Annotated in this window: 22 protein-coding genes; 6 read left to right on the top strand and 16 right to left on the bottom strand. The window is 67.8% G+C overall.

Annotated features, from left to right (window positions below; genetic code table 11):
* The first annotated feature begins 102 nt into the window (after positions 1–102).
* Positions 103–1,026 carry a cysteine synthase A gene (gene cysK / locus NGK70_RS06955; RefSeq protein ID WP_251972540.1) on the top strand — a complete coding sequence of 308 codons (924 nt, stop codon included), beginning with the start codon at positions 103–105 and terminating at the stop codon, positions 1,024–1,026.
* Complete coding sequence (locus NGK70_RS06950) at positions 1,023–1,967, top strand: ChaN family lipoprotein (RefSeq protein WP_251972539.1); 945 nt, start codon at positions 1,023–1,025, stop codon at positions 1,965–1,967. Before cysK ends, NGK70_RS06950 begins: the two co-directional genes overlap by 4 nt.
* 42 nt (positions 1,968–2,009) lie before the next feature.
* On the opposite strand, the gene feoB is transcribed toward NGK70_RS06950, so the two are convergent.
* The 11 genes from feoB to NGK70_RS06895 all read right to left on the bottom strand — a co-directional run bounded on the left by feoB (position 2,010) and on the right by NGK70_RS06895 (position 15,760).
* Positions 2,010–3,902: a ferrous iron transporter B gene (gene feoB, locus NGK70_RS06945; protein ID WP_251972538.1), complete on the bottom strand. Its 1,893-nt coding sequence runs from the start codon at positions 3,900–3,902 to the stop codon at positions 2,010–2,012.
* Entirely contained in the window at positions 3,899–4,213 is a 315-nt protein-coding gene (locus NGK70_RS06940; RefSeq protein WP_251972537.1) for a FeoA family protein, read from the bottom strand. The genes feoB and NGK70_RS06940 overlap by 4 nt, the downstream gene beginning before the upstream one ends.
* Before the next feature lie 147 nt (positions 4,214–4,360).
* Positions 4,361–5,560, bottom strand: a complete 1,200-nt coding sequence (locus tag NGK70_RS06935; RefSeq protein WP_251972536.1) for a deoxyguanosinetriphosphate triphosphohydrolase — start codon at positions 5,558–5,560, stop codon at positions 4,361–4,363.
* 2 nt (positions 5,561–5,562) lie between these two features.
* Positions 5,563–6,717: a 3-dehydroquinate synthase gene (aroB, locus tag NGK70_RS06930; protein ID WP_251972535.1), complete on the bottom strand. Its 1,155-nt coding sequence runs from the start codon at positions 6,715–6,717 to the stop codon at positions 5,563–5,565.
* A 49-nt stretch (positions 6,718–6,766) separates the two neighbouring features.
* Positions 6,767–7,306: a shikimate kinase gene (locus tag NGK70_RS06925; RefSeq protein WP_251973707.1), complete on the bottom strand. Its 540-nt coding sequence runs from the start codon at positions 7,304–7,306 to the stop codon at positions 6,767–6,769.
* 42 nt (positions 7,307–7,348) lie between these two features.
* A complete protein-coding gene (locus tag NGK70_RS06920) occupies positions 7,349–10,420 on the bottom strand; it encodes a beta strand repeat-containing protein (RefSeq protein WP_251972534.1) in 3,072 nt (1,023 codons plus the stop codon).
* Positions 10,421–10,458: 38 nt separating this feature from the next.
* Complete coding sequence (locus NGK70_RS06915; RefSeq protein ID WP_251972533.1) at positions 10,459–12,708, bottom strand: type IV pilus secretin PilQ; 2,250 nt, start codon at positions 12,706–12,708, stop codon at positions 10,459–10,461.
* Entirely contained in the window at positions 12,705–13,289 is a 585-nt protein-coding gene (locus NGK70_RS06910; protein WP_251972532.1) for a pilus assembly protein PilP, read from the bottom strand. Before NGK70_RS06910 ends, NGK70_RS06915 begins: the two co-directional genes overlap by 4 nt.
* Positions 13,286–14,002 (bottom strand): type IV pilus inner membrane component PilO, encoded by a 717-nt coding sequence (locus tag NGK70_RS06905; protein ID WP_251972531.1) that lies wholly within the window; start codon positions 14,000–14,002, stop codon positions 13,286–13,288. The genes NGK70_RS06910 and NGK70_RS06905 overlap by 4 nt, the downstream gene beginning before the upstream one ends.
* A 10-nt stretch (positions 14,003–14,012) precedes the next feature.
* Positions 14,013–14,684 (bottom strand): PilN domain-containing protein, encoded by a 672-nt coding sequence (locus NGK70_RS06900; protein ID WP_251972530.1) that lies wholly within the window; start codon positions 14,682–14,684, stop codon positions 14,013–14,015.
* A complete protein-coding gene (locus NGK70_RS06895; protein WP_251972529.1) occupies positions 14,681–15,760 on the bottom strand; it encodes a pilus assembly protein PilM in 1,080 nt (359 codons plus the stop codon). The genes NGK70_RS06900 and NGK70_RS06895 overlap by 4 nt, the downstream gene beginning before the upstream one ends.
* Before the next feature lie 313 nt (positions 15,761–16,073).
* On the opposite strand from NGK70_RS06895, the gene NGK70_RS06890 reads away from it, so the two are divergent.
* A complete protein-coding gene (locus NGK70_RS06890) occupies positions 16,074–18,461 on the top strand; it encodes a penicillin-binding protein 1A (protein WP_251972528.1) in 2,388 nt (795 codons plus the stop codon).
* Between the two features lie 31 nt (positions 18,462–18,492).
* Here the strand turns inward: NGK70_RS06890 and cyaY are convergent, their stop codons facing one another.
* The gene (gene cyaY, locus NGK70_RS06885) at positions 18,493–18,870 is read right to left on the bottom strand and encodes an iron donor protein CyaY (protein WP_251972527.1); all 378 of its coding nucleotides are present in this window, start codon (positions 18,868–18,870) and stop codon (positions 18,493–18,495) included.
* Positions 18,871–18,891: 21 nt separating this feature from the next.
* Here cyaY and lptM point away from each other — a divergent pair, with 21 nt between their 5' ends.
* A complete protein-coding gene (gene lptM / locus NGK70_RS26610) occupies positions 18,892–19,191 on the top strand; it encodes an LPS translocon maturation chaperone LptM (protein ID WP_256490764.1) in 300 nt (99 codons plus the stop codon).
* Between the two features lie 5 nt (positions 19,192–19,196).
* On the opposite strand, the gene NGK70_RS06880 is transcribed toward lptM, so the two are convergent.
* From NGK70_RS06880 to NGK70_RS06870, 3 genes are all read right to left on the bottom strand, one after another.
* Positions 19,197–19,868, bottom strand: coding sequence for a DUF3047 domain-containing protein (locus NGK70_RS06880; RefSeq protein WP_251972526.1), 672 nt, complete (start codon positions 19,866–19,868; stop codon positions 19,197–19,199).
* 209 nt (positions 19,869–20,077) lie between these two features.
* Positions 20,078–21,058 (bottom strand): porin, encoded by a 981-nt coding sequence (locus NGK70_RS06875; protein WP_251972525.1) that lies wholly within the window; start codon positions 21,056–21,058, stop codon positions 20,078–20,080.
* A 427-nt stretch (positions 21,059–21,485) separates the two neighbouring features.
* Entirely contained in the window at positions 21,486–21,914 is a 429-nt protein-coding gene (locus NGK70_RS06870) for an OsmC family protein (protein WP_251972524.1), read from the bottom strand.
* Between the two features lie 466 nt (positions 21,915–22,380).
* On the opposite strand from NGK70_RS06870, the gene ilvA reads away from it, so the two are divergent.
* Positions 22,381–24,018, top strand: coding sequence for a threonine ammonia-lyase, biosynthetic (gene ilvA / locus NGK70_RS06865; protein ID WP_256490762.1), 1,638 nt, complete (start codon positions 22,381–22,383; stop codon positions 24,016–24,018).
* Between the two features lie 173 nt (positions 24,019–24,191).
* Positions 24,192–25,304, top strand: a complete 1,113-nt coding sequence (locus NGK70_RS06860) for a nicotinate-nucleotide--dimethylbenzimidazole phosphoribosyltransferase (RefSeq protein WP_251972522.1) — start codon at positions 24,192–24,194, stop codon at positions 25,302–25,304.
* Between the two features lie 95 nt (positions 25,305–25,399).
* On the opposite strand, the gene NGK70_RS06855 is transcribed toward NGK70_RS06860, so the two are convergent.
* Entirely contained in the window at positions 25,400–26,059 is a 660-nt protein-coding gene (locus tag NGK70_RS06855; RefSeq protein ID WP_251972521.1) for a type II secretion system protein N, read from the bottom strand.
* Between the last annotated feature and the right edge of the window lie 18 nt (positions 26,060–26,077).

Raw genomic sequence — 26,077 nt, 5'->3', positions numbered from 1 at the left:
GGGCACCGGAAAGGCGGTGATTGTCCTCCCTGCGCGATGCGGTGCCCGCTGGGCCAGAATCCACCCATCCGTCGCATCCTCGCCCCTTCTCAGGAGACACAGATGAAAGCCGCCAACGTCCTCGCCACCATCGGCCAGACCCCCCACATCCGCATCAACCGGCTGTTCGGCAGCACGCACGAGGTCTGGGTCAAGTCCGAGCGCAGCAACCCGGGCGGCTCCATCAAGGACCGCATCGCGCTGGGCATGGTCGAGGCCGCCGAGGCCAGCGGCGCGCTGCAGCCCGGTGGCACCATCATCGAGCCCACCTCCGGCAACACCGGCATCGGCTTGGCAATGGTCGCCGCCGTGAAGGGCTACACCCTGGTGCTGGTGATGCCCGACAGCATGAGCGTCGAACGCCGCCGCCTGATGCTGGCCTATGGCGCCAAGTTCGTCCTCACCCCGCGCGAGAAGGGCATGAAGGGCGCGATCGAGAAGGCCCAGGAGCTGGTGGCCGCCACCCCGGGCGCCTGGATGCCACAGCAGTTCGAGAACGAGGCCAACGTGGCGATGCATGCGCGCACCACGGCGCAGGAGATCCTGGCCGACTTCCCCGAAGGCGTGGACGCGCTCATCACCGGCGTGGGCACCGGCGGCCACCTCAGCGGCTGCGCCCAGGTGCTCAAGGCAGCTTGGCCGAAGCTGAAGGTCTTCGCGGTGGAGCCGACCGCTTCGCCGGTGATCAGCGGCGGCAAGCCCTCTCCCCACCCCATCCAGGGCATCGGTGCCGGCTTCGTGCCGAAGAACCTGCACACCCAGCTGCTCGACGGCGTGATCCAGGTCGAGGCCGAGCCGGCGCGCGAGATGGCCCGCCGCTGCGCCCGCGAGGAAGGCCTGCTGGTGGGCATCTCCAGCGGCGCCACGCTGGCGGCCATCGCCCTGAAGCTGGCCGAGCTGCCGGCCGGGGCCCGGGTGCTGGGCTTTAACTACGACACCGGCGAGCGCTACCTGTCGATCGAGGGCTTCCTGCCGAGCGAAGGGTGAGGCGCCGCGCCTTCCTGCGCGGGCCCGTCGCGCTGCTCGGCACGACCGCCGTCGGCGCAGGTGGGCTGGGCGGCTGCGCCCCGTTCAGCCTCGGCCACCCCCTGTCGGCCGACCGGCTGATCGACCTGAGCAGCGGCCGCGACATCGGCGTCGACGAGCTGCTGCGGCAGGCGCAGGCCTGCCGCTACCTGCTGCTGGGCGAACAGCACGACAACCCGCACCACCATGCCCGCCGTGGCGAGTTGCTGCGCCGGCTCGACCGCAGCGGCGCAGCGGTGGTGGCCGAGCACCTGACGCTCGGGCGCCAGGCCGCTGCCGAGGGCGATCTGCTGGCAGCCCTGCAGTCCGCCGGCTTCGATCCTGCCGGCTGGCAGTGGCCGCTGCACCAGTCGCTGTTCGAGGCGGTGCGCGAGGCCGGCCTGCCGCTGCTGGGCGGCAACCTGCCGCCGCAGGCGGCCCGGCGCATCGCCCGCGAGGGTGAAGCGGCACTGACTGGCGAGCTGGCCGGCGAACTGGCCGAGATCACCCGCCTGCTCCGGGCCGCCCCGCTGCCGGCCGAGGTGCAGGCCCGCCTGGACGCCGACCTGCTGGCCGGCCACTGCGGCCACCTGAGCGCCGCCCGGCTGCCTGCCATCCGGCTGGCACAACGGGCCCGGGACGCCGCGATGGCGCTGGCCCTGCAACGCAGCGGGGGCCGCCCTGCCGTGCTGCTGGCCGGCAACGGCCACGTGCGCAGCGACCACGGCGTGCCGCAGTTGCTGGCGGTGCTGGACCCGGCGGCGCCGGTCGTCAGCGTGGTGTTCGGTGAGCCCGGCAGCACGCCGCACGAAACCCGGGCCACCCACCTCTGGATCACCCCGGCGGTGCCCCGCGAGGATCCCTGCCAGGCCTTCGACCGGATGCGACGCCCGGCGGTGCCTGAGCGTGCCCAGGCCCGCTGACGCGCACACCACCAGCCAAGGGCACCGGGGCGACCTGGCCGATCAGCCCGCCCCCAGCGCCAGCGCCAGCCGGTAGGTCACGAAGGCCAGCCCGTAGGCCAGCAGCGTCAGGTAGGCCGCCGCCACGCCAGCCATCTTCCAGCTGCCGGTCTCGCGGCGGATGGCCGCGAGCGTGCTCAGGCACATCGGTGCGGCCACGTACCAGGCCAGCAGCGACAGCGCGGTGGCCAGGCTCCAGCCCTGCGCCAGCAGCGGCGCCAGCACGCCGGCGGCATCTTCGCCGGTGGCCGAGAGCGAGTACACCGTGGCCAGCGCGCTCACTGCCACTTCGCGCGCCGCCAGGCCCGGCACCAGCGCGATGCTGATCTGCCAGTTGAAGCCGATCGGCTCGAACACCACCGCCAGCGCGCGGCCGAGCGTGCCGGCCAGGCTGTACTCCACCGCCGGGCCGGTGGCGCCCACGGGCGGCGCAGGGAAGCTCGCCAGCGCCCACAGCGCCACCGTGAGCAGCAGGATGATGCCGCCCACGCGGCGCAGGAAGATCTTCACCCGCTGCCACAGCCCGATGGCGATGTTGCGCGGCTGCGGCCAGTGGTAGCTGGGCAGCTCCATCATCAGCGTGCGCACCTGGCGGCGCGAGGTCAGCAGCTTGAGCACCCAGGCCACCGCCATCGCGCCCACGATGCCCGCCAGGTACAGGCCGAACAGCACCAGCCCCTGCAGCTCGATGCCGCCCCAGACCTCGCGCTGCGGCACGAAGGCGCCGATCAGCAGCGCGTACACCGGCAGGCGCGCCGAGCAGGTCATCAGCGGCGCGATCAGGATGGTCACCAGCCGGTCGCGCGGGTTGGCAATGGTGCGCGCGGCCATGATGCCGGGGATCGCGCAGGCAAAGCTCGACAGCAGCGGGATGAACGAGCGCCCCGACAGCCCCACGCTGCCCATGATCCGGTCGAGCAGGAAGGCCGCACGCGGCAGGTAGCCCGACTCCTCCAGCAGCAGGATGAAGAAGAACAGGATGACGATCTGCGGCAGGAACACCAGCACCCCGCCCAGCCCGGCGATCAGCCCGTCGACCAGAAGACTGCGCAGCCCCCCCGCGGGCAGGGCCGCGCTCACCGACGCGCCGGCCCAGGCAGTGCCCGCCTCGATCCAGCCCTTGGGCGTCTCGGCCCAGGCAAACACCGCCTGGAACACCAGGAAGAGGATCAGCGCCAGCAGCAACGGCCCGGCCAGCGGGTGCAGCACGGCACGGTCGATGCGGTCGCTGGCCAGGTGGGGCGCCACTTCCGCCAGGCCGAGCCGCTCCAGGATGCCCTGCACCGCGGCATGGTCGCCACGCGGGTCCACCTCGGGGGCCAGGTCACGCACGTCGTCCGGCAACGGCTGGCGGTGCCAGACTTCCGGCTGGTCGAGCAGGCCGCGCAGCGCATCCGCACCGTCCGCCTGCACCGCCACCGTGCGCACCACCGTCAGGCCCAGCTCGCGGCCCAGCGCCTCGGCATCGACCACGATGCCGCGCCTTTCCGCCAGGTCGGCCATGTTGAGCGCCACCACGCAGGGCAGCCCCATGCGCTTGACCGCCAGCACCAGCCGCAGATTGCGGCGCAGCTGGGTGGCATCGACCACGCAGATCACCAGGTCCGGACGCTTTTCGCCGCGCGCGTTGCCCCGCAGCACATCCACCGTCACCGACTCGTCGGGCGAGCGCGGCTGCAGGCTGTAGGCGCCCGGCAGGTCAAGCAGGCGCAGCAGCCGCCCGTCGGGGCTGCTGAACTGCCCCTCCTTGCGCTCCACCGTCACGCCCGCGTAGTTGCCGACCTTCTGCCGGCTGCCGGTCAGGCGGTTGAACAGCGCCGTCTTGCCGCAGTTCGGGTTGCCCACCAGCGCCAGCAACGGCCCGCCGCGGTGGACATGGACCACGGCCTCCTTCATCGGACCGAGCCCGACGCGGCCACGGCCGAGGCCACTCGGCGCACCTGCACACAGGCGGCTTCCGCCACCCGCAGCGCGAAGGTCGAATCCCCCACCCGCACCACCAGCGGATCGCCGCCCGGCACCGCACGGCCGAGCAGTTGCACCCGCTCGCCGGGGAGGAAACCGATCTCGGCCAACCAGCCGGACCACTCGGGCGCATGGCTCGGCGCACGGACGCCGACCACGGTGGCAGGCTCCTTCAGAGCGATTTCATGCAGATCGCACAGGGCGGCTGGCTGGGTGGAGGGAGGAGTGGCGGGGTGGTTCATGGCGCAATGATGAGAATCATTCGCATCATATCCAAAGCCACGGCCCTGTCCTTGCGTTGCATCATCCTGCTGAACGGCCGCCGCCATCCTCGGCCGCGGCCGCTTCTGCTGCGTGGATGCCGCCGGGGGCCCGGGCCGCGCGGGGGCTCAGCCCGGCTCGAAGACGCGTGTGCCGGTGAGCCGCGCGTGCTCACGGATCGCAAAGCGGTCGGTCATGCCGGAGACATAGTCGGCCACCGCACGCTCGCGCAGCGGTGAGCCAGCGTAGTCGGGGGGCATCTCCTGCGGCCGGGCCACGTAGATCGCGAACAGTTCGCGCAACACCTGCATCGCCCGCTCCGTGGTGACCATCACGGCGGGGTGGCGGTACAGGCGCTGGAACAGGAAGCGCTTGAGCTGGGCGCTCTGCTGGCGCATCTCGGGGCTGAAACCCACCAGCGGCGGCGCGGCCCGCACCTCGTCCGCCGTCCCGGGGGCGTGCTGCTGCAGCGCGGTGCGGGTGGCGTCGATCACGTCGTAGACCTGCTCGGAGAGCATGCGCCGCAGCGTCTCGAACAGCAGGCGACGCTGCGGCCCGACGGCCAGCGATGGGTATTCGGCCAGCGCCGCGTCGCGAAAGCGCGCGATCAGCGGCAGCTCGCCGAGCTGCTCCAGCGTGATCAGGCCGGAGCGCACGCCGTCGTCCACGTCGTGGGCGTTGTAGGCGATCTCGTCGGCCAGGTTGGCCAGCTGAGCCTCCAGGCTGGGCTGGCTGCGCGCCAGGAAGCGCGCGCCCACGCCGCCCGGCTCGTGCCGCTCGATCCAGCGTGCCACCCGAAGCGCACAGTGTTTGAGGATGCCCTCACGCGTCTCGAAAGTCAGGTTCAGCCCGTCGAAGGCCGGGTAGCGCTGTTCCAGCACGTCGACCACGCGCAGGCTCTGCAGGTTGTGCTCGAAGCCGCCGTGGCCCGCCATGCACGCGTGCAGCGCGTCCTGCCCGGCATGGCCGAAGGGGGTGTGGCCCAGGTCGTGCGCGAGCGCGATGGCCTCGACCAAGTCCTCGTGCAGCCCGAGCGAGCGGGCGATCGAGCGGCCCAGCTGGGCCACCTCCAGTGTGTGGGTCAGCCGGGTGCGGAAGAGGTCGCCCTCGTGGTTGAGGAAGACCTGCGTCTTGTAGACCAGCCGTCGGAACGCCGTGCTGTGGACGATGCGGTCGCGGTCGCGCTGGTAGGGGTTGCGCGTCGGCGCCGGCAGCTCGGGGTGGCGCCGGCCGCGGCTGCGCGCCGGGTCGCTGGCATAGGGCGCCAGCTCGGCGCCCAGCGGCGTCGCGGGCGGCACTGCCAGCGGAGGGCACGCGCGCGTCGCCACGTTCAGGCGCCGCCGTGCGCCGCGATGACCTCGCGCACGATCGACTCGGGCGCCGCCTGCATGCGTGCGCTGCCCAGGCGGTCGATGACGACGAAGCGGATCTCGCCGCCTTCGGCCTTCTTGTCCAGCCCCATCAGCGCCAGCCAGCGTTCGGCACCGAGCGCAGGCGCACGCACCGGCAGGCCGGCGCGCTCGCAGACCCGCTTCAGGCGCGCGACGAAGTCTGCCGGCATCAGGCCCAGGCGGGCCGACAGGTCGGCGGCCATCACCATGCCGCAGCCCACCGCCTCGCCGTGCAGCCACTCGCCGTAGCCCAGGCCGGCCTCGATGGCGTGGCCAAAGGTATGGCCGAAGTTCAGGATCGCGCGCAGCCCGCTCTCACGCTCGTCGCAGCCGACCACCTGCGCCTTGATCTCGCAGGAGCGCTGCACCGCGTGGGCCAGCGCCGCCTTGTCGCGGCGCATCAGGGCCGCCAGGTTGGCCTCGATCCAGTCGAGGAAGCCGGCGTCGGCGATCGGCCCGTACTTGATCACCTCGGCCAGGCCGGCGCTCAGTTCGCGCGGCGCCAGGGTATCGAGCGTGTCCAGGTCGCAGATCACCCGCGCGGGCTGGTAGAACGCGCCGATCATGTTCTTGCCCAGCGGGTGGTTGATCGCGGTCTTGCCGCCCACCGACGAGTCCACCTGGGCCAGCAGCGTGGTCGGCACCTGCACGAAGGGCACGCCGCGCATGTAGCAGGCCGCGGCAAAGCCGGTCATGTCGCCCACCACGCCGCCACCCAGCGCGTAGAGCACCGTCCGGCGGTCACAGGCGTCGCCGAGCAGGCGGTCGTAGATGCGCTCCAGCACGGCGGCATTCTTGTGCGCCTCGCCATCGGGCAACTCCAGTCGCAGGACACGGCGGTGCAGCGGCGCCAGCGCGGCGGCCAGGCGATCGGCATACAGCGGCGCGACGGTGACGTTGCTGACGATCAGCGCCGTCGCCGACCTGGGCAGCCCGGCCCAGCTGGTGGGATCGTCGAGCAGTCCGCAGCCAATGACGATGTCGTAGCTGCGCTCGCCCAGCGACACCGGGACGGTGCGGCGCAGGTTGCCAGCGGGCTGCGCTGCGGTGACTGACAGGGGTGAAACCGGGGGGGCAGAGGAGGCGGTCGACATGCCTGCGAGTGTAGCGGCGCCCTCCGCGGGGGCGATCACGCGGGGGCGATCAGCGCGGCAGTCGCACACCCACGGTCGCAGGCACCTGCGCCGGGTCGACCAGGCCGGCCAGTTCCAGCTGCATCAGGATCATGTTCACCATCGTCGCGACCGAGGGCCGGCCGGTTTCGATGATGAACTGCGCCACCTCGCGGTAGAGCGGGTCACGGTCACGGTAGAGATCGCGCAGCCGGCGCAGCGGGTCGGCCACCTGCAGCAACGGGCGCTGGGTGTCGTGCCGCAGCCGGCGGAACAGCTCCTCCGGCGTGGCGCGCAGGTAGATCACCGTGGTGTGTTCGCGCAGCGCCTGCCGGTTGGCCGGCCGCAGCACCGCGCCACCGCCAGTGGCCAGCACCTGGCCCGGCCGCTGCGCCAGGTCGGAAATGACCTGCTCCTCCACATCACGGAAGGCGACTTCGCCCTCGGTTTCGAAGAAGGACCGGATCGACCCGCCGATGCGGCGCTCGATCTCGTGGTCAGCATCGACGAAGGCCACCCCCAGCGCCTGCGCAAGGTGCTTGCCCGCCGTGGATTTGCCGGCGCCGGGCATGGCAACAAGAGAAATGGTTTTCAAGAAGTCAGGCCACGAACATCAACTGCACGACCCAAGTTGGCTAATCGATAAAGTTATGGTCGTCGCCAGACCAGAGGGGGACTTGAACTTCAGTACGACTATGCCACTATTGTGAGTATCGTCAAACTTGTACGAAAAAGCAGCGCCACTTGCTTCTGTGGTGCTAGGCACCGGTGATCCGCCTATCACAGAAACAGTAAGCCCTTCACTGGGTGTCGAAGCCTCGATTATCGTACCCGCCGCCATCGGGTTGAGACGGCCCAAAATTGATGATGGCGCCCCGAACGTGTTTGCATCGGCTGCAAGGAAGGAAACTGTCCCTTCCTTGGACATGCAAGCAAGCGACGCCCCAGCCAGAGGATAGTAAGAAGCGCTCGGGATGACCGAACTCCCCACCGGATATGGAACCGGAGCATTCTGGAGGGTGATCGGCGACGCAGTCGTGCTGCCTGCAGGCCTTGAATTCCAGACCGGTCGCGCCGCAGACGTTGAAAGCACAGTTTCGATAGCCTTGCGAACGTATGCCCGACCCCAGACCCCATTACATGTGGACGGACGCGACGGTGCCCAAGCCTCATTGGCGCCGCCCAAGAGAACTGAGTTGGCCGCAGCCCTGCACGCACTGGCCCCGGTAATCGACAACGAGACATACTGATCCTCGGCGCCGTCCCAATAGCCATTGAAGGCTCGATCTACAAAAATGTCGCCAAGATCCAGAAAGTCCTCTCCGGAATCGTAAATATTATTCCCATTGAGGTCTAGGAAAGACTCCTCTCCAAGGGCATAAGCCAAGACAGTCACTCGCCCATCACGGGGGCGGGGGTCAGCAGAGATGAAGTTGGCTGATGCGCGCGCCAAGCCGCTAGTGAGCACGATCTGCTTCGACGCTTCCACCTGACCACCTTCAGCCACGAAACTGATGGTCGTTCCTACGGGAACTGGATTACCCATGCGATCGGAGGCAATGATCGAATAGGTATTCGCAGTCCCATCAATATTCATCCCCTCGATATTTCGCGTACCCTGGGACAACGAGAAATTTAGTTGAGAGGGAAGACCGACGGCAACAGCAAGGTTGCTTGAAACCGTCGAAATCGACTTACCGGCCAACGTGGCACTGACTCGCACAGGCGTCGGAACGGTTCCGGAATTCACCATAACCGAAACCTCGCCGTTCGCATTGCTGGTCCGCGCCAGAACCTTCTTCGATGAACCACTGCCGGAGCAATCCATCCCAGTGTAGCCATCAAGTGTCAATCCGCCGACCAAGGTACTGAGACAGAGCTCAACTTGCTGATCCGGCAACGAATTACCAGAAAGATCAGTCACTTTGAAAGTCACGATTGACGTTTCCGCGAACCCCGAACCCTTGATATAGACCGTCTCCGGTGTGGCAGAGGCGAACTGAATGTTTGCGGCCTCTGGCGCACGAATCGGAAGAACCAATGATTGGGAAACCGAGGTTCCGGATAGCGTCACTTTCAGATTATCCGAGGTCGCAGTCGCACCACAGCCGACATCCTTAAAAGTGAACGTCGCTGTGCCGCTCGTCGTGGTCATGGTTGTCGGCAGGAACGTCGCCTTGCCCTTGTCAACACAGGAGGAGCCCACAGCCAAGGTGACCGGCGTGCCTGCAGCAACCCCAGACAGAGTCACTGTCACGCCGGTTTGCCCATAGGCACTCAGGCTAGTACCGCTCACCAATCCGCTGGTCATGGACGCAATACTGACGGCATCACCACCGATCTGGAACCCCTTCTGCTCCCTGAGTGCCGCACCCGAGACGGTTCCCGTGGCGGACACATAATCGGCCCCTGTCGTCAGACCTGCCTTCGGCGACAACAACACCTTCGCCACGCCGCTGGTGTCAGTCAACGCGGACGTTGCACTCAACGTACCCAGCCCTGACACCGTCGCAAAAGAAAGCACTTGGCCTTGGATAGGCTGTGAAGATCCGTCGCGAAGGGTGGCCGTGACTGTCACCGGCGCAATCGACGTCACCGTCGAAGAGGAGAGCGCCAACGTGAGCGAGGGGGCTCCCGTCACGGCACTGCTCTGAATCTGGAATGGCGTCTGCGCCCGATAGGTCTGGCCATTCAATGACGTCGTTGCGACGACGTAGTCTGCCGTCCCACTGGGAACACCCGTTGCTGGTGTCAAGGTAACCGTTGCGACACCCGAACCATTTGTCAGAGCCGTCACAGAACTGACCGCGCCAGACCCTTCGGTTGTCGAGAAACGCACCAACTGATTCGCCACACCACCGGACCTGCTGGTCACGGTTGCAGAAACCGTCGCTGGCGAAGTGAGGCTGACCGTCATACTTGATACGGCAATCGTCAAGCCTGTACCAACGGAACCGCTCGAAGCCACTTGGTAGGCACGGCTAGATTCGTAAGCGACCCCTGAAATCGATGTGGCTGCCGTCACATACCCCGCACCGGAACTGACCCCAGTGGCCGCAGAAAGACTGACTACGGCAACCCCGTTGATGTCTGTCAGCGCGGTAGACGCACTGAGGGCGCCAATCGACCCATTGGTCGTGAATGTGACCACCTGACCACTGAGAGCAACTCCCGCAACATCCATCACCGTGGCAGTAACGGTTGAGGCAGGTGCCGCCGCGACAGTGTCTGAAGACAGCGTCAAGGCGATTCCAGCCTGAGACGAAGCGGCAACATTGAACGCCTTCGTCGAACTCAGTTCAACCGATGAGACCGACGCCTTGGCCGTCAGGGCATCCGCTCCAGAAGTGACTCCGATGGCGGGATACACCCTTACGGAAGCCTGCCCAGACGCGTCGGTTGCAGCGCTTGACTGCGACACGGTGGCCGCCGTCCCAGTGGAAAAGCGCACCAACACGCCAGACACGGGAACCCCTTTGGCATCCAGCACCGTTGCGATGGCAACGATTGGAGAGGATGTACTGGCACTGGTGCTGGAAAGCGCAACGCTCAGCGTCGGTGCGGTAGAGCCGGTCTCGGACCCGGTTCCGTTGTCAAAGACTGAGGTCCCAGCGCCATTGCTGCCCCCACAAGCCATCAGGCTGACGAGAAATGAAAACGCCAGCAGCCACTTGATGAATCGCATCCCTTACTCCTGAATGGTTGTTTGCTGGTCGCCAGTGCTCAACGCGCCGCCGCGTTGCGATCCGTGATCACCTTGGGTGTCAGGAACACCAGCAGTTCAGTCTTGTTGGCCGTGCGCGTCTTGTTGCGGAACAGCGCGCCCAGGTAGGGAATGTCGCCCAGCAGGGGCACCTTGTTGACCGACTCGGTCTCGGTGGTTTCGAAGATGCCGCCGATCACCACCGTGCCGCCGTTCTCGACCAGCACCTGCGTCTTGACGTGCTTGGTGTTGATCGCATAGCCGGCGGAGGTCTGCTGGCCGACGCTGTCCTTGTTGACGTCCACGTCGAGGATGATGTTGCCCTCGGGCGTGATCTGCGGCGTCACTTCCAGCTTCAGGTTGGCTTTGCGGAAGGAAATGGCCGTTGCGCCGCTGGAGGTGGCGGTCTGGTAGGGCAGCTCGGTGCCCTGCTCGATCAGCGCCTTCACCTGGTCGGCGGTGATCACGCGCGGGCTGGACACCAGCTTGCCCTTGCCTTCGGCCTCCAGCGCGGAGAGTTCCAGGTTCAGGAAGCGGTTGGAGGCTGCGCCGAACAGCGACAGCGCGAACGTGGCCGCCGTGGCCCCGCCGAGCGAGCTGGTGTTGGCCGGCAGGCTGATGAACTGGGTGTCGCTGAAGGCCGAGGCACCCGAGGTCTGCAGCGTGCTGTCGCCGATGGAGGCGTAGTTGCCGCCCACCGCCACGCGGGTGTTGCCCACGGTGCGCCAGCCCGGCACGCCACCGTTGACGCCACGCAGGTCGTTGCCACCGAGCTTGACGCCCAGGGAACGGCCGAAGGTGTCCTCGGCCTCGACGATGCGCGCCTCGATCATCACCTGCCGCACCGGCACGTCGATCTTGCCGATCAGCTGGCCGATCTCCTCCAGCTTGGAGGGGATGTCGCTGACGAAGAGCTGGTTGGTGCGCATCTCCGAGATCACACTGCCTCGCGGCGACAGGATGCGCGTGCTGGTGCTGCCGCCGCCACTGCCGGTGCTGGCGGCCTGCTGGCCGGTGAGCCCCCTGGCGACTTCCTCGGCCTTGGTGTAGTTCAGCTGGAAGGACTGGGTGCGCAGCGGCTCCAGCGCGGCCACCTGGGCCTTGGCTTCGAGCTCCTGCTTCTCCTTGGATGCCAGTTCATCCTTCGGCGCGACCCACAGCACGTTGCCGGACTTCTTCACGCCCAGCCCCTTCGCCTGCATGATGATGTCCAGCGCCTGGTCCCAGGGAACGTCCTTCAGCCGCAGGGTGACGCTGCCGGTCACACTGTCGCTGGTGACGATGTTGAAGTTGGTGAAGTCGGCGATCACCTGCAGCAGCGAGCGCACGTCGATGCTCTGGAAGTTCAGCGACAGCTTGTCACCGGTGTAGCCCGGGCCGGCCGTCAGCTTCTGCGGGTCCACCTTCTGCGGCCGCACTTCGAGCACGAACTGCGTGTCGGTCTGGTAGGCGCTGTGCTCCCAGGCACCGCGCGGCTCGACCGTCATGCGCACCCGATCCCCCACCTGCACGGTGGAGACGGCCTGCACCGGGGTGCCGAAGTCGGTCACGTCCAGGCGCTTGCGCAGGTTGGCCGGCAGGTTGGAGCGCAGGAACTCGACCACCAGGTTCTGACCCTGCTGGCGGATGTCCACGCCCACCTTGGTGTTGGGCAGGTCGACGACGACACGGCCCGCGCCATCGCGACCGCGCCGGAAGTCGATGTCGCGGATGCGCTCGGCCTGCGTGTTCTGGGGCTCGGCGAAGTGGATCGGCTCGCTGGCGGCCCCGGCTGCCTTCACCGCGGCGGTCGAGGCGGCAGGCACCACCGCCACCGCCGTGGCGGCCGTTGGCGGCGCACTCATGGGCACCGGGTCGAGCGTCACGACCAGGAACTTGCCCTGCAGCTCGGCCCGGTACTGGGTGGCCTGCTTCAGGTTGAGCACCAGCCGGGTGCGATCCCCCGCCTGGGCCATTGCCACGGAGCGCAGGTTGCCCAGGTTGAGCTCCTGGGCGCCGCGGCCGGTGGCATTGGTGACCCCGGGCAGGTCCAGCGCGATGCGTGGCGGCGTCTGCAGCACGAAGCCCTTGGGCACGGCGGCCAGCGGCTCGCTGAGCTCGATACGGAGGGTCTCGTTGCCCGCCTGCTGCGCACCCTGGATGGCCTGGATGGCCGGGTCCGCCCAGGCCAGCATCGGCAGCAGGCCAACGGACACGAACAGCACTGCCTGCGAAATCCGACGTACCCGCCGCCGACCCAGCATGGATGCCTTCTCCTCGATGTGATTCATCGACCCTTCTCCTGAGGACGCTCCTGGAGCGTCAGCGTGCTCGTGCGCTCGACCCATTCACCGACGGTGTCCTGCACGATCTCGCGCAGCACGATCTCGGTTTCGGTGATCCGGGTGACCCGGCCATAGTTCTGGCCGATGTAGTCACCCACCTTGACCTGGTACAGCAGGCTGTCTGCCCTCAACAGCGCGCTGGGCGCCCCGCTGCGCTGGACACTGCCCACCATCATCAGCGCGTCCAGCGGATAGGCTTCCAGCGGCTCGCGCCGGCGCTTCATCTCCGCGGCCAGCAGCGAGTTGGGCTGCTGGGTTTCCTTCTTCAGCGCGACCTGCAGCTTCTGGGTGCTGAAGGGGTCCACCACCTGGGCACCCAGGTAGGGCTGCGGATCGAAGCGGCGCGGCGGCAGCAGCGGCGAGACACGCGGCTTGGCCTCGCGGCGCTGCTGGTCCATCCAGGCCTGCAGCTCCTCGTGCGGGTTGCCACAGGCGGTCAGGCCCGCTGCGGCGATCAGCACGAGCAGCGCCAGCCGGCCACGGCACCCCCCGATCCCGATGCGGGCGAAGTTTCTCGGATCGCTCATTGGCCGCCTCCGGACGTCTTCTTGACCGCCTTGGCCGCGGCATTGCGGCGCTCGTCGATCTCGGCCTGGTCGAGGTAGCGGTAGGTGCGGGCGGTCGCCTCCATCGCCAGGATCCCCGACGGGTTGGGATTGCCCGCCACCGCGGCCCCCGCGCCCGTGATGGTGACGTTGTGCAGCGTCACGATGCGCGAGAGGTTGGCCACGTCGGCCGCGAAGGACCCCATGTCGTGATAACGGCCCGTCACCCGCAGGGCAATGGGCAACTCGGCATAGTAGTCGCGCACGTTGACCTGGCCCGGGCGGAACAGCTCGAACTGCAGGCCCCGCCCCAGGCCGGCCTGGTTGATGTCGGACAGCAATGCGTCCATCTCCGCCTTGCCGGGCAGCTGGCGCTCCAGCTGCGTCACGTACTCCTGCACCTGCAGCTTCTGCTTGCGCAACTCGTCGAGGTTGATCGCCTGCGCCAGCTTGCCCTTGTACTGCTCCTTGAGCTGTTCCTCGCGCGACTCCTCGGCCGCCAGCTCGTCCACGGCGGGCGAGATGATGCCGAACCAGCCGATCACCACCATCACCACCGCGGCGCACAGCCAGGCGGCGAGCTTGGGCAGCAGCGGCCACTGCCCCGGCTCACTGGTGTTGAGGTCACGGAACTGCGCGCCCGCGCTGGCCAGCAGGGCCTCGAAGTCGATGTTCAGATTGCGTGCGGTGGCCATCGCCTCTCCTTCACGATGCCGACGCGGCACGCGATGCCGCCGCCGCAGGAGGCCGCCCCGCCTTGTTCCCGCCCGCGGCATCGGATGCACGCGCACCCGCGGCCTGGGCTTCCCGGTCCTGCGGCCGCTTGAGCGTCAGGCGCACGGAGAACTCGAACAGGCGCTTCGGGTCGCGTGCGCCTGGGCCGCCCGCCTGGGTGGCCTTGATCTCGACCAGCTCGGGCTTTTCCAGCCAGGTCGCGTTGTAGGCGGTGTTGCGCAGGAACTCCGACACGCGCTCGTTGGTCTGGGCCACACCGCTCACGGCCACGCCCTGCCCATCCTGCCGGATGGTGGCGAGGTAGACCCCCTCGGGCGTCTGCGCCACCAGTTCGTTGAGCAGGTGCACGGGCATGTTGCGGTCGATCTGGAAGTCCTCGACGACCTTCTGGCGTGCCTTGAGCGCCTCGATCTCGGACTTCAGCGAGGCGATGTCCTTGATCTGGCTTTCGAGCCGGCGGATCTCCGACTGCAGGAACTCGTTGCGCGCCTGCTGCACGTGGGTCATCTCCAGCAGCACCAGATACCAGGCGCCGACCACCAGCAGGCCGGCAACGGCCGCCAGCCCGAGCGCGATGAAGAACGCCTGCTTGCGACGCCTGCGCCGCTCTTCCCGGTGGGGGAGCAGGTTGATCAGGATCATTGCAGGAACCTCCGCATCGCCAGGCCGCAGGCCGTCAGGTAGGACGACGCCTCGCGCCGAAGTTTGCTCTCACGCACGGCCGATCCGATCTTCATGCCCTCGAAGGGGTTGACGACCATGGAAGCGAAGCCGGTCAGCTCGGTGACCCGGTCCTTGAGGCCGGGCAGCGTGGCCGTGCCGCCGGAGAGCATCACATAGTGCACCTTGTGGTGCGGCGTGCTGGTGAAGAAATACTGCAGCGCCCGCCCGATCTCCTGCGCCAGGCTGTCGACGAAGGGCGACAGCAGCCCGTTCTCGTAGTCCTCGGGCAGGTCGCCGGCCATCTTCTTGTGTTCGGCCTCCTCGAAGGACAGGCCGTACTGGCGGGAGATCAGCTGGGTGAGCTGCGCGCCGCCAAAGGCCTGGTCACGGTCGTAGAGGATCTCGTCGTCACGCAGCACCTTGAGGCTGGTGGTGTCGGCACCGATCTCGAACAGCGCCACCAGGGCATCGCGCCCCTCGTTGGGCAGCGTGGCGATGACCCGGCTGACCGCCAGGCGCGAGGCGTTGGACTCGATGTCCAGCACCACGGGCTTGAGCCCGGCCGCCTCGGCGAGGCCCTGCCGATCCTGCACGCGGTCCTTGCGCGAGGCTGCAATCAGCACCTCGATGTCTCCCATCACGTCGGAGCCGGGCCCGATGATGCAGAAGTCCAGGCTCACCTCGTCCAGCGAGAAGGGGATGTACTGGTTGGCCTCGGCTTCGACCTGCAGCTCCAGCTCCTCCTCGCGCAGCCCACCGGGCAGCACGATCTTCTTGGTGATCACCGCGGACTGCGGCATCGCCATGGCCACCTGCTTGGTGCGCGTACCGCTCTTGGCGACCACGCGGCGCACGGCCTCGGCCACCTCGTCGAATTTTTCGATCTGGCCATCGGTGATCCAACCCTTCTCGAAGGGCTCGCTGGCAAAGCGCTCGACCACGTACTCGCCGGTGGCCGTCTGGCCCAGTTCGACCAGCTTGGCGCTCGACGAGCTGATATCCAGTCCGATCAGCGACGCATGCTTGCGACCCAACAGGATGTCAAGAAAGCTCACGCGGTTCCCCAATGCCGAACAGCCGTCGAAGACGGACTGTTAATAAGTTACTTCAATGCTAGCAACAAAGTGGTTGACGCACAAAGACTTTTCCATTTTGAGGGCCCCTCCCTCGTTGCAAATGGCACACGCACCGCCCCTCCGGCGACGACAGCCTGGATGATGCATTTGTCACACCCTGGCAGCGGGTCACAAGCGTATCGGATCGTGTAAACGCGCTTCCTATAATCCGACACGCGATTTCCGGCCTTTTCCGGCCATTTCCGGCTTTGTCCCGACCCTCTCAGGCCTTCCCGGGCCGCTCCGATGACCGATGAGTGAATCCCCCGGCACAGCGGATCGAGCCACGCACACCCCGACCCACGGCGGTACCGCCGAGCGCCTGGGCCGCATCCTCACCGGCGTGCTGCTCGGTGCGTTCGCGCTCATCGGGTGCGCGTTGCTGCTGCTGGGCATCGCGCTGGCATCGGCCTACCCCAACCTGCCCGATGTGCGCAGCCTGGTCGAATACCGACCCAAGCTGCCAATGCGCATCTACTCGGCCGATGGCGTGCTGATGGGTGAATTCGGTGAGGAGCGCCGCAGCTACCTGCCCATCAGCCAGGTCCCGCAGGTGATGCAGGACGCCGTGCTGGCCATCGAGGACGTGCGCTTCTACCAGCACGGCGGTGTGGACTACCGCGGCGCACTGCGCGCGGCGCTGGAAAACCTGCGCGAGGTGCGCAGCCAGGGCGCCTCCACGATCACGATGCAGGTGGCCCGCAACTTCTACCTGACCACCGAAAAGACACTGACACGCAAGATCTACGAGATCCTGCTGTCGCTCAAGATCGAGAGCCTGCTGACCAAGCGGCAGATCCTCGAGGTCTACATGAACCAGATCTACCTCGGCCAGCGGGCCTACGGCTTCGCCGCCGCGGCCGAGGTGTACTTTGGCAAGCCGCTCGCCGACCTCAGCCTGGCCGAGGCCGCGATGCTGGCCGGGCTGCCCAAGGCCCCGTCGGCCTACAACCCCATCGTCAATCCGACGCGCGCGGTACAGCGCCAGCGCTACATCCTGGAACGCATGGCCGAGCAGGGCTTCATCAGCGCCGAGCAGCGCGACGAGGCGCTGGCCCAGACCCTGCGCTACCGGGCCGCGCACGAGGCCACCCAGCAGGCCGACTTCGTCACCGAGACGGTGCGCCAGCTGGTTTTCAGCCAGTACGGCGACGACGCCTACACGCGTGGCCTGAACGTCCACCTGTCGGTGCGCTCAGGCGACCAGGGCGTGGCCTACCGCGCGCTGCGGCGGGCCATCCTGGACTTCGAGCGCCGCAAACCCTACCGCGGTCCGGAGGGACGCGTCGACCTGCCCGGCGACGCCGCTGCGCTCGACACCCGCATTGCCGAGGCCCTGGAAGAACACCCCGACCATGACGATCTGCGCGCCGCGGTGGTCACCGAGGCCAGCACGCGCAAGTTGAGCGCGATGCTGCGCAGCGGCGAGACGGTCACCATCGGCAGTGAAGGCCTGCGGGGCGTCACTTCGGCACTGGTCGATGGCGCTGCCGCCGCGATCCGCATCGGCCGTGGCGCCATCGTGCGCCTCGTCAAGGGCAGCAAGGGCGACTGGTCCGTTACCCAGTTGCCCGAGGTCGAGGGCGCCTTCGTGTCGCTCGACCCGCACAGCGGCGACATCCGCGCCCTGGTCGGCGGCTTCGACTATGGGCAGAACAAGTTCAACCACGTCACCCAGGCCTGGCGGCAACCCGGGTCGAGCTTCAAGCCCTTCATCTACTCGGCCGCGCTGGAGAAGGGCCTATCGCCCGCCACGGTGGTCAACGACGCGCCGTTGTTCTTTGACGCCGGCAGCACCGGCAGCCAGCCCTGGGAGCCGAAGAACTACGACGGCCAGTTTGACGGACCGATGTCGCTGCGCCGCGCCCTGGCCAAGTCCAAGAACATGGTGTCGATCCGCGTGCTGCAAGCGGTCGGGCCGGAGCACGCCCAGCAGTGGATCTCCCGCTTCGGCTTCGAGCCCGCCCGCCATCCCGCCTACCTGACGATGGCCCTGGGCGCCGGCTCGGTCACGCCTTTACAGATGGCGCAGGCCTATGCCGTGTTTGCCAACGGCGGCTGGCTGGTCAAGCCCCGGCTGATCACACGCATCGTCGACAACCGCGGCAACGTGCTGGTGCAGGCCCCCGACACGGGCGCCAGCCAGGCGCCGCGCGCCATCGACGAGCGCAACGCCTTCGTGATGAACAGCCTGTTGCAGGAAGTGGCGCGCTCCGGCACCGCCGCCAAGGCCCAGGCCTCGCTGCGGCGCCCGGACCTGTTCGGCAAGACCGGCACGACCAATGACTCGGTGGACGCCTGGTTCGCCGGCTATCAGGGCCCCAATCCCGGCCTAGTCGCAGTGGTCTGGATCGGCTACGACCAGCCGCGCAAGCTCGGCGACCGCGAAACCGGCGGCGGCCTGGCATTGCCCGTCTGGATCGACTACATGGGCTATGCGCTGCGCGGCGTGCCCGTCAGCGAATACACACCCCCTGCCACGGGGCTGGTCCAGGCCGGCGGCGATTGGCGCTACGAGGAGTTTGCGCAAGGTGGCGGTGTGCACAGCCTCGGGCTGGAAGACCGCCCCCAGGGAGCCAGCGCACCGGGAGCACCCACGCAGGACGAGCGCAAGAGCATCCTCGACCTGTTCCGCAACTGAGCCCGCCGCCGGGCCAGCGCGGCGCACCCGCTCAAGCCGGGGGTATGAACCGCAACGGCTGAGCTGCCTGAGCCGACGCCTGGGCCGACAGGACCTCGAAGAACTCTTCGCCGGAGCGCGTGTCGCGCCAGGCGCCATCGACGTGGCGGAAGTGGAATCCACCGGCCCGAGCGGCCAGCCACAGCTCCTGCAGTGGCGGCTGGGTGTTGACGATCACCTTGCTGCCGCCCGGAAAGGCCAGTTCGAGCAGCCCCCCCGTGCGCTGGCTGTCGATGTCGATCACGTCGTCCTGCAACCAGGTGTCGACGCTGGCTTCGATCGAGCCCAGGACACGGTCGCACAACCGCCGGTAGTCGGCGTCACTGAGCGGGGAAGCGGCAGGCGCTGTCGAGGCAGGATTCGGTTCCATGGGGTTGACTAGAATGGATGGATGAAGAGGGATGCGTCGCCAAAAAGTGTAGCGCCTGAACGACGTTGCTGCAGCGCAGCGGCCGTTTTACCAACCCGGCAACCGGGCGCTGGCCGACGGCCGACGATCACCGCCAGCCTGATCACCTGCCTGTTGCTCGCCGCCTGCGGCCAGAAGGGCAGCCTCTACCTGCCGGTGGCGGCACCGCCAGCCGTGACCACGCCAGCGGCGTCGGCATCGATGTCTGCACCGATGTCCGCACCGGCGTCGGCACCAGCGTCCCAGCCGGCGCCCCCGCACTCGCCATCGCAGCCGCGCTGAGCGCCTCAGAGCAGGCGCAGGCGCGTCGCCCCCTCCAGCTCGATCCCACCATAGAAGGCTTCGGTTTCAGAGCTGGTGTTGTCGCTGTCGGTCATCACCGCCACCCCCACCAGCGCCCCCGGCTCCTCGCCGTAGGCGCGCCGGAAATCGGCCAGGACGTCACGCTCGTAGTGCAGCCAGCGGCCCAGGCGCTGCGGGCCTGACTCGACCACCACGCCCCGCACGCGGTCGGAGCGCGGCGCCCGGATCACCGAGCCCACCTCGGCCTTCGGATCCCACACGTACATCAGCGTGGCGTACGGCGGGGCCTCGCCCGTGAGCGATTCAGCCAAGTCGAACATCATGCGGTTGCGCATGGACAGGCGCTGCCGGTCCCCCTCGAAGGCCAGGACGATGCGCACCGGGGTGTCATCGGCATCGCGGTCGCTCAGGTCAGCAGCGTCGATCAGGCGCGGCACTTTCCAGCTGAAATGCACCCGGCTCAAGTGCTGCGGTTCGAGCCGCACATGCTGGCGCCACATGCTGGCGGAACGGTCCGCCCGGGCATGCAGTGCCGCCCGGCCGTCGACCACCTTGTGCTCATAGTGCGTGCGGGCCTTGCCCGGCAAGGCAAAGGCATGCCAGTGCGCTGCCAAGCCAGGCTGCACCAGCCGTGTCTCGGAGGCCGGTTCGTGCATGGCTGTGGAGCAGCCTGCGGCGAGCCCTGCACACAGCAGCGCGGCGCCAGCGCTTGCACCCGTACTCGCACGCTCACCCATCCAAGTCACCCACTGCCGCATCACTGCACTCCAAACATCATCTCATCCAACGGAAAAAGCCACCCTAGGGTGGCTCTTTGCTGAACTGCAGGGCCGAGGCAGCCAGGGCCGCCCCGATTCCACAGTGATCAGAAGGCGTGCTTGACGCCGAAGTCGTAGGCGTTCTTTTCGGTGGCCAGCTTGCTGTTGTTGCCGTAGTCGACATACAGCGTGGTGCGCTTGGACACAGCGTGGTGATAACCCAGCGCGAAGCCCTTCATGTCGGATGCCGAACCCACTGCGCCAACCGGATCAACCTTGCGATCGCCGTAAGCTGCACGGATCTGGCCAGCGCCAACATCAGCCGTCACGGTCAGCATGAAGGACTTGACCTTGTCGGCATCAGCCTGTGTACCGGTACCGTAGAAACCGCCGACCTTGACAGCGCCGAACTTGTACGACGCGCGAACCGTGGTCCACTTGTCGTCAGCATCGCCGGGGTTTTCGTATCCCACACCCACCGACAGGCCGCCGATGTCATAGGCAACGCCCAGGTTAAACGGCTTTTTGGCAGCCTTGTCGAAACCGGTCTTGGCCGCGTTGGCTCCACCGTTTTCGTTGGACTCAGCGATCTGAGCACCGAAGCTGAAGCCAGCAGCTGCGATCGAGTAGGTGATCGAGTTGTTCAGACGCATGCCAGCAACGCCACCACCGGTCCAGCCAGAGGTGAGGGTCGAAGCGACCGTATCCCAGCCCCAGGGATCGGCACCCAGTTGCTGCCAGAAGGCCTGGGTGTATTCACGACCCAGTTGAATCTTGCCAAAGGCGCCCTGCAGACCGACGTATGCGCGGGCATTCCACATTTGGTTGGTGGTGTTGCCGACGATCAGGCCATTGCCAGTGTCGAAACGATGCTCCATCTGGAAGATGGCACCCAGACCACCGCCCAGGTCTTCCACGCCACGAACACCCAGACGCGGCACGGCGCCATAGCCCATGCGCTTGTCGGCGGAGCCGAAATCCTTACCGACGTTGGCGTCAACCAAACCGTACAGGGTCACCGAGGATTGGGCCGAAGCGGCACCCGCAAAAGCGCCCAGCACTGCCAGAGCGAGCAAAGACTTCTTCATCAAACGATCTCCTAGGTTGAACAAGTTGTCCCGAGTGGAGCCTGCTCTCTAGATGACAGCTAGCAGCGCCGTTTCAGGCCGACCTCCTCATCGGAAGCTGCCGGTATTCCACCAGAGCCGCCGACCAATTGCCAAGCCGGGAAACCACAATGGTCAGCCGACCGTTGCCCCCTTGCAACAAACACTTGCAGTCCAGCAGCGCCCAAACGGACCCACCGCCCGCATAAAGCCCCACCAACCCGCCCATTTCGTCGGTCACGCCCACGGCCACGCACCGCGGCAGATCCGTCCACAGCACCCGAACTCGATGCGGCGCAGCACCTGCCCGCCAAGGACTAGAGCTCACGCTCAGGTTCGGGCGCCATCGTGGCGCAGATGCAACTCAACGAGGCCAGTGCACGACCTCAGCCACCGGGCGGCGCGGCGCTCAGCACGGCAGGTCCACGACCTCGAAGGTCAACTCGATCACGGCGGTCTTGGCCAGCATGGCGGTGGCCGAGCAGTATTTTTCGTAGGACATCTTCACTGCGCGGTCAACCGCCGCGCTCGGCAGCTTGCTGCCGCTGACGACGAAGTGCATGCCGATGCGGGTGAACACCTTGGGATCGGTCTCGGCCCGGTCCGCCTGCACCTTGACCTGACAGCCCTGGATGGCGTGCCGGCCACGCTTGAGGATCAGCACCACGTCATAGGCGGTGCAGGCGCCCGCGCCCGCGAGCAGCGTCTCCATCGGCCGGGGGGCCAGGTTGCGCCCGCCGCCCTCTGGCGCGCCATCCATCGTCAGCAGGTGTCCGCTGCCAGTCTCGGCCGAAAAGGCCATGCCGGAGGCCGGCATCCAGTTGATCGTGCATTCCATCGGGGGTCGTCCAGTCCAGTCGGTTCGCAGCGTTTGCAGAAGAAGGAAGAGAAAAGCGAAAGGGGAAAGGGCAGGGGAGCGAAAACCAACGCCACCCGCGTGGCGCAGCACCTCGTTGTGGGCGTCATTGTCCTCATTCCTCGCAGAAACCGACGCCGTGCGATGTCCCTGCGTTGCGTCGCAGCATGGAGATCGCTACAATGATTTCATCGAGTCAGTGGCCAGTTGCCGGTTTTGTCAATAGCGACGCACCCGAAGGCGATTGATCACTCACTCCACCGTTTGTCTCCTCCACCCTCCTCTATAGGTGGATTCAGCCCAGGGCTCAACCCCTGGGCTTTTTTTTGCCCGACCGGCTCAATCAGCGGCCCCCCCACCGCCCCTCGCCAGCCCGCAAGCAGGAGCCGGAGCACCCGGGTGCGTGACTTATCATGGCCCGCTCCGCCTGCCGACCCGAGCCTCGACCATGCCGCCAGCCGCGCGCCGCACTCCGCCCATCAAACCGACCGAATCCGTCCCCCCGCCTGCCGACGCCAGCCCACGCGCAAGGGCCAAGGCGTCGCCTGCACGCAACAGAAGCACCAAGCTGGCCATGGCCACGCGCTACCTGCAGCGCATCTTGAACGCCAAGGTCTACGACGTGGCACGGGAAACCGAGCTGGAGCACGCACGCAACCTCTCGGCCCGGCTGGGCAACCGGGTGTTCCTCAAGCGCGAGGACAACCAGCCCGTGTTCAGCTTCAAGCTGCGCGGTGCCTACAACAAGATGGCCCACCTCAGCGCCGAGCAACTGGCTCGCGGGGTGATCTGCGCCTCGGCCGGCAACCACGCCCAGGGCGTGGCACTGAGCGGGCGCCGCCTGGGCTGCCGCACGCTGATCGTGATGCCCGTGACCACGCCCCAGCTCAAGGTGGACGCGGTGCGCGCCCTCGGCGGCGAAGTGGTGCTCCAAGGCGACAGCTACAGCGACGCCTACGAGCACGCGCTCACGCTGGCCGAACAGCAGGGGCTGACCTTCGTGCACCCCTTCGACGACCCGGACGTGATCGCCGGCCAGGGCACCATCGCGATGGAGATCCTGCGCCAGCACCAGGGGCCGATCGACGCGGTGTTCGTCGCCATCGGCGGCGGCGGCCTCATTTCGGGCGTGGCGGCCTACCTGAAGGCGGTGCGCCCGGAGATCAAGGTGATCGGCGTGCAGACCACCGACTCGGACGCGATGATCCGCTCGGTGCAGGCGGGCAAGCGTGTCAAGCTGGCCGATGTGGGGCTGTTCTCCGATGGCACAGCCGTCAAGCAGGTCGGCGTCGAGACCTTCCGGCTCGCGCGCGCGCTGGTGGATGAGTACATCCGCGTCGATACCGACGCCGTCTGCGCCGCGATCAAGGATGTCTTCCAGGACACCCGCTCGATCCTGGAGCCCGCCGGCGCGCTGGGGGTGGCGGCGGTCAAGCAGTACGTCGAGCGCACGGGCTGCAGCGACCGCACGCTGATCGCGATCACCTGTGGCGCCAACATGAACTTCGACCGCCTGCGCTTCGTCGCCGAGCGGGCCGAGGTCGGCGAAGCGCGCGAGGCGCTGTTCGCAGTGACCATCCCCGAGGAGCGCGGCTCCTTCAAGCGCTTTTGCGAGCTGATCGGCCCGCGCAGCGTCACCGAGTTCAACTACCGCATCAGCGATGAGCACCAGGCCCACATCTTCGTCGGCCTGAGCACACGCACGCGCGGCGAGTCCGCCGAGATCGCCGAGCTGTTCCGCCAGCAGGATTTCGCTGCCGTGGACCTGACGCACAACGAACTCGCCAACGCGCACCTGCGCCACCTGGTGGGTGGGCGCTCGGAGCTGGCCCGCGACGAGCGGCTGTTCCGCTTCGTCTTCCCGGAGCGCCCGGGCGCGCTGATGCGCTTCCTCTCCAGCATGCACCCGGGCTGGAACATCAGCCTGTTCCACTACCGCAACCAGGGCGCCGACTACGGCCGCATCCTGGTGGGCATCCAGGTGCCTCGCGCCGAGCGCAGCGAGTTCCGCCGCTTCCTCGACACCCTGGCGTACCCCTGGGTCGAGGAGACCAACAACCCGGTCTACCGGCTGTTCCTGCGCTGAGCACGGCAGCGCGCCCTCCTCCATGCGATGAGGGTGCCAGCGTGATTTCGTGACATGGTGCAGCCCCCAGCGGCCTCGCACAATCGACGATCTCCTTCGCGGACGGGCCCGCAGGCTGGCGCAACGCCGTTGCGCGGCGCAGCGCGGTCGGGTCCGCCGGCGCCCCACGCACGATGCTCACCGACCAACCGCCCCTGATCGCCCCCACCGCCCGGCCCTCGCTCGAACAGGCGCTGCAACTCAAGCTGGCTCGCCGTGCCGGGATCGCCGGCAGCATGGGCGAGCTGGAACCGCTGGCGGTGCGCATCGGCCTGATCCAGAACCACCTGCGCCCGCGCCTGCGCCAGCCCCAGCTGCTGCTGTTCGCGGGTGATCATGGCCTGGCGGTGGACGTCTCCACGCCACAGGCTCGCGGCACGGCCGCGACGGTGGACGACATCCTCGAAAACCGCGTGCCGCTGCCGCTGTTCGCACACCGCCAGGGACTGACACTGCACTTGGTCGACAGCGGCCTGGCCACCCCGCTGCCTCCACGGCCGGGCGTGCTGGCGCGCAAGATCGCCCACGGCACGCGCAACTGCCGCGTTGCCCAGGCCATGACGCTCGACCAGGTCAGCGCGGCGATCCGCGCCGGCATGGAGATCGCCGACGCGCTGCCGGGCAACGCATTGGGCTGCGCCGGGCTGGGCGTGGGCTCGCTGCAGGCCGCCGCACTGGTGATCTCGCGCCTGACCGGCCTGCCCCTGCGCGAGCTGATCAACGCCGGCCCGGACATGGACGGACTGGAACTGGAGCACGCCATGGTGGTGCTGCAGGCCGCGCAGACCCGCCACGGCAACGTCGAGGATCCGGTCGAGGTACTGGCGGCCTTCGGCGGCTTCGAGACCGCGATGATGGTCGGCGCCCTGCTGAAGGCGGCCGAGAAGCGCCACCTGCTGCTGATCGACGGCATGGCGGCCTGCGCCGCGCTGATCATCGCCTCGCACATCGCCGGTCCGGTGGCCGACTATGCGGTGTTCTGCCGCAGCACCGAGCACCACGGGCTGGATGCGGTCCTGGCTGGCTTCCAGAGCACAGCCCTGCTCGCGTTGGGCATGCACAGCATCGACGGCACCGGCATCACACTGAGCTGGCCATTGGTGGACGCCGCCGCCGCGCTGCTGAGCGATGTGGTGGACAACGTCGAGCCGCTGCCGGTCTCGACGACTGGCACATCCGGCGGCATCGACACCCCCGTCCCGGCCGGCGTGCCGCAGCGCGAGTTCATCACCCTGCCAGATCGCTGAGTCCCCTGGGCACTGCAGGCCGCTGGTGGCTGCCTGCGATCGGCAACCGGCCGTCAACGCCGGTCAGGGCCGGTCAGGGCCGGTCAGCCGCTCAATCAATGGGGCGACGGGCGGACGCGGTCAGTTGCCGCACCGTCCGTCGGCACCGACTCGATCGGCTCGCCCTGCGCGTTGGCCTGCACACCAAGGCGCGCGGGTGGGGCGACGACCCCTCCTGGCACACCCGGCACCGCTGGCGCCATGGCCGGCGAAGCGAAGGCGCCCGCGCGCCGGGGCAGGCCGGGTGCCGGCGGCACTGCGGCCGGGGCAGCGCCGCCATCATTCGCCGCCATTGCCAGCGTGCCGGTGGCCGGTGGCGGCAACAAAGGCAGCTCCAGCCGAACGGACGCATCGGCGCCACGCGCGCCGATGGCCACCTGCGATTGTGTGACGCTTTGCAAGATCCACTCACCGTCGACCACGGCGCCGACGGCCACCGCACGCGGCGCACGGCCATCCACGGCGATCAGCGCCCAGCCCGGTGAACCCTCCCGCAGCCCGGCGACCACCCCCAGCACGCGAAAGCGGCTGGCGGCCTCGGGGGCCGCAGCCGCCGCAGACTGCGACGCAGCGTGGGTCGCGGCAAACAGGCGCAGCACATCGCCCTGCACCGCCTGCGCGGCAACGACCGTCTCGGCGTGCGGCGGCACCGGATCGGAGCGCCCCGACAGGCGCAACCCCCAGGCCACCAGGCTCGCCGCCAGGGCGGCCCACACGATCCATGCGCTCCAACG

Source organism: Sphaerotilus microaerophilus (genome assembly GCF_023734135.1).
Taxonomy (GTDB): Bacteria; Pseudomonadota; Gammaproteobacteria; order Burkholderiales; family Burkholderiaceae_C; genus Sphaerotilus; species Sphaerotilus microaerophilus.
Note: the sequence above shows the minus strand (reverse complement) of the source record. Positions and strands in the feature narration are given on the sequence as shown.

Bases quoted from the DNA above. Each gene is read 5' to 3' on its own strand.
- cysK (WP_251972540.1), top strand. From the start codon at position 103: ATGAAAGCCGCCAACGTCCTCGCCACCATCGGCCAGACCCCCCACATC.
- feoB (WP_251972538.1), bottom strand. From the start codon at position 3,902: ATGAAGGAGGCCGTGGTCCATGTCCACCGCGGCGGGCCGTTGCTGGCG.
- NGK70_RS06940 (WP_251972537.1), bottom strand. From the start codon at position 4,213: ATGAACCACCCCGCCACTCCTCCCTCCACCCAGCCAGCCGCCCTGTGC.
- aroB (WP_251972535.1), bottom strand. From the start codon at position 6,717: ATGTCGACCGCCTCCTCTGCCCCCCCGGTTTCACCCCTGTCAGTCACC.
- NGK70_RS06925 (WP_251973707.1), bottom strand. From the start codon at position 7,306: ATGCCCGGCGCCGGCAAATCCACGGCGGGCAAGCACCTTGCGCAGGCG.
- NGK70_RS06920 (WP_251972534.1), bottom strand. From the start codon at position 10,420: ATGCGATTCATCAAGTGGCTGCTGGCGTTTTCATTTCTCGTCAGCCTG.
- NGK70_RS06915 (WP_251972533.1), bottom strand. From the start codon at position 12,708: ATGAATCACATCGAGGAGAAGGCATCCATGCTGGGTCGGCGGCGGGTA.
- NGK70_RS06910 (WP_251972532.1), bottom strand. From the start codon at position 13,289: ATGAGCGATCCGAGAAACTTCGCCCGCATCGGGATCGGGGGGTGCCGT.
- NGK70_RS06905 (WP_251972531.1), bottom strand. From the start codon at position 14,002: ATGGCCACCGCACGCAATCTGAACATCGACTTCGAGGCCCTGCTGGCC.
- NGK70_RS06900 (WP_251972530.1), bottom strand. From the start codon at position 14,684: ATGATCCTGATCAACCTGCTCCCCCACCGGGAAGAGCGGCGCAGGCGT.
- NGK70_RS06890 (WP_251972528.1), top strand. From the start codon at position 16,074: ATGAGTGAATCCCCCGGCACAGCGGATCGAGCCACGCACACCCCGACC.
- cyaY (WP_251972527.1), bottom strand. From the start codon at position 18,870: ATGGAACCGAATCCTGCCTCGACAGCGCCTGCCGCTTCCCCGCTCAGT.
- lptM (WP_256490764.1), top strand. From the start codon at position 18,892: ATGAAGAGGGATGCGTCGCCAAAAAGTGTAGCGCCTGAACGACGTTGC.
- NGK70_RS06880 (WP_251972526.1), bottom strand. From the start codon at position 19,868: ATGCACGAACCGGCCTCCGAGACACGGCTGGTGCAGCCTGGCTTGGCA.
- NGK70_RS06875 (WP_251972525.1), bottom strand. From the start codon at position 21,058: ATGAAGAAGTCTTTGCTCGCTCTGGCAGTGCTGGGCGCTTTTGCGGGT.
- NGK70_RS06870 (WP_251972524.1), bottom strand. From the start codon at position 21,914: ATGGAATGCACGATCAACTGGATGCCGGCCTCCGGCATGGCCTTTTCG.
- ilvA (WP_256490762.1), top strand. From the start codon at position 22,381: ATGCCGCCAGCCGCGCGCCGCACTCCGCCCATCAAACCGACCGAATCC.
- NGK70_RS06860 (WP_251972522.1), top strand. From the start codon at position 24,192: ATGCTCACCGACCAACCGCCCCTGATCGCCCCCACCGCCCGGCCCTCG.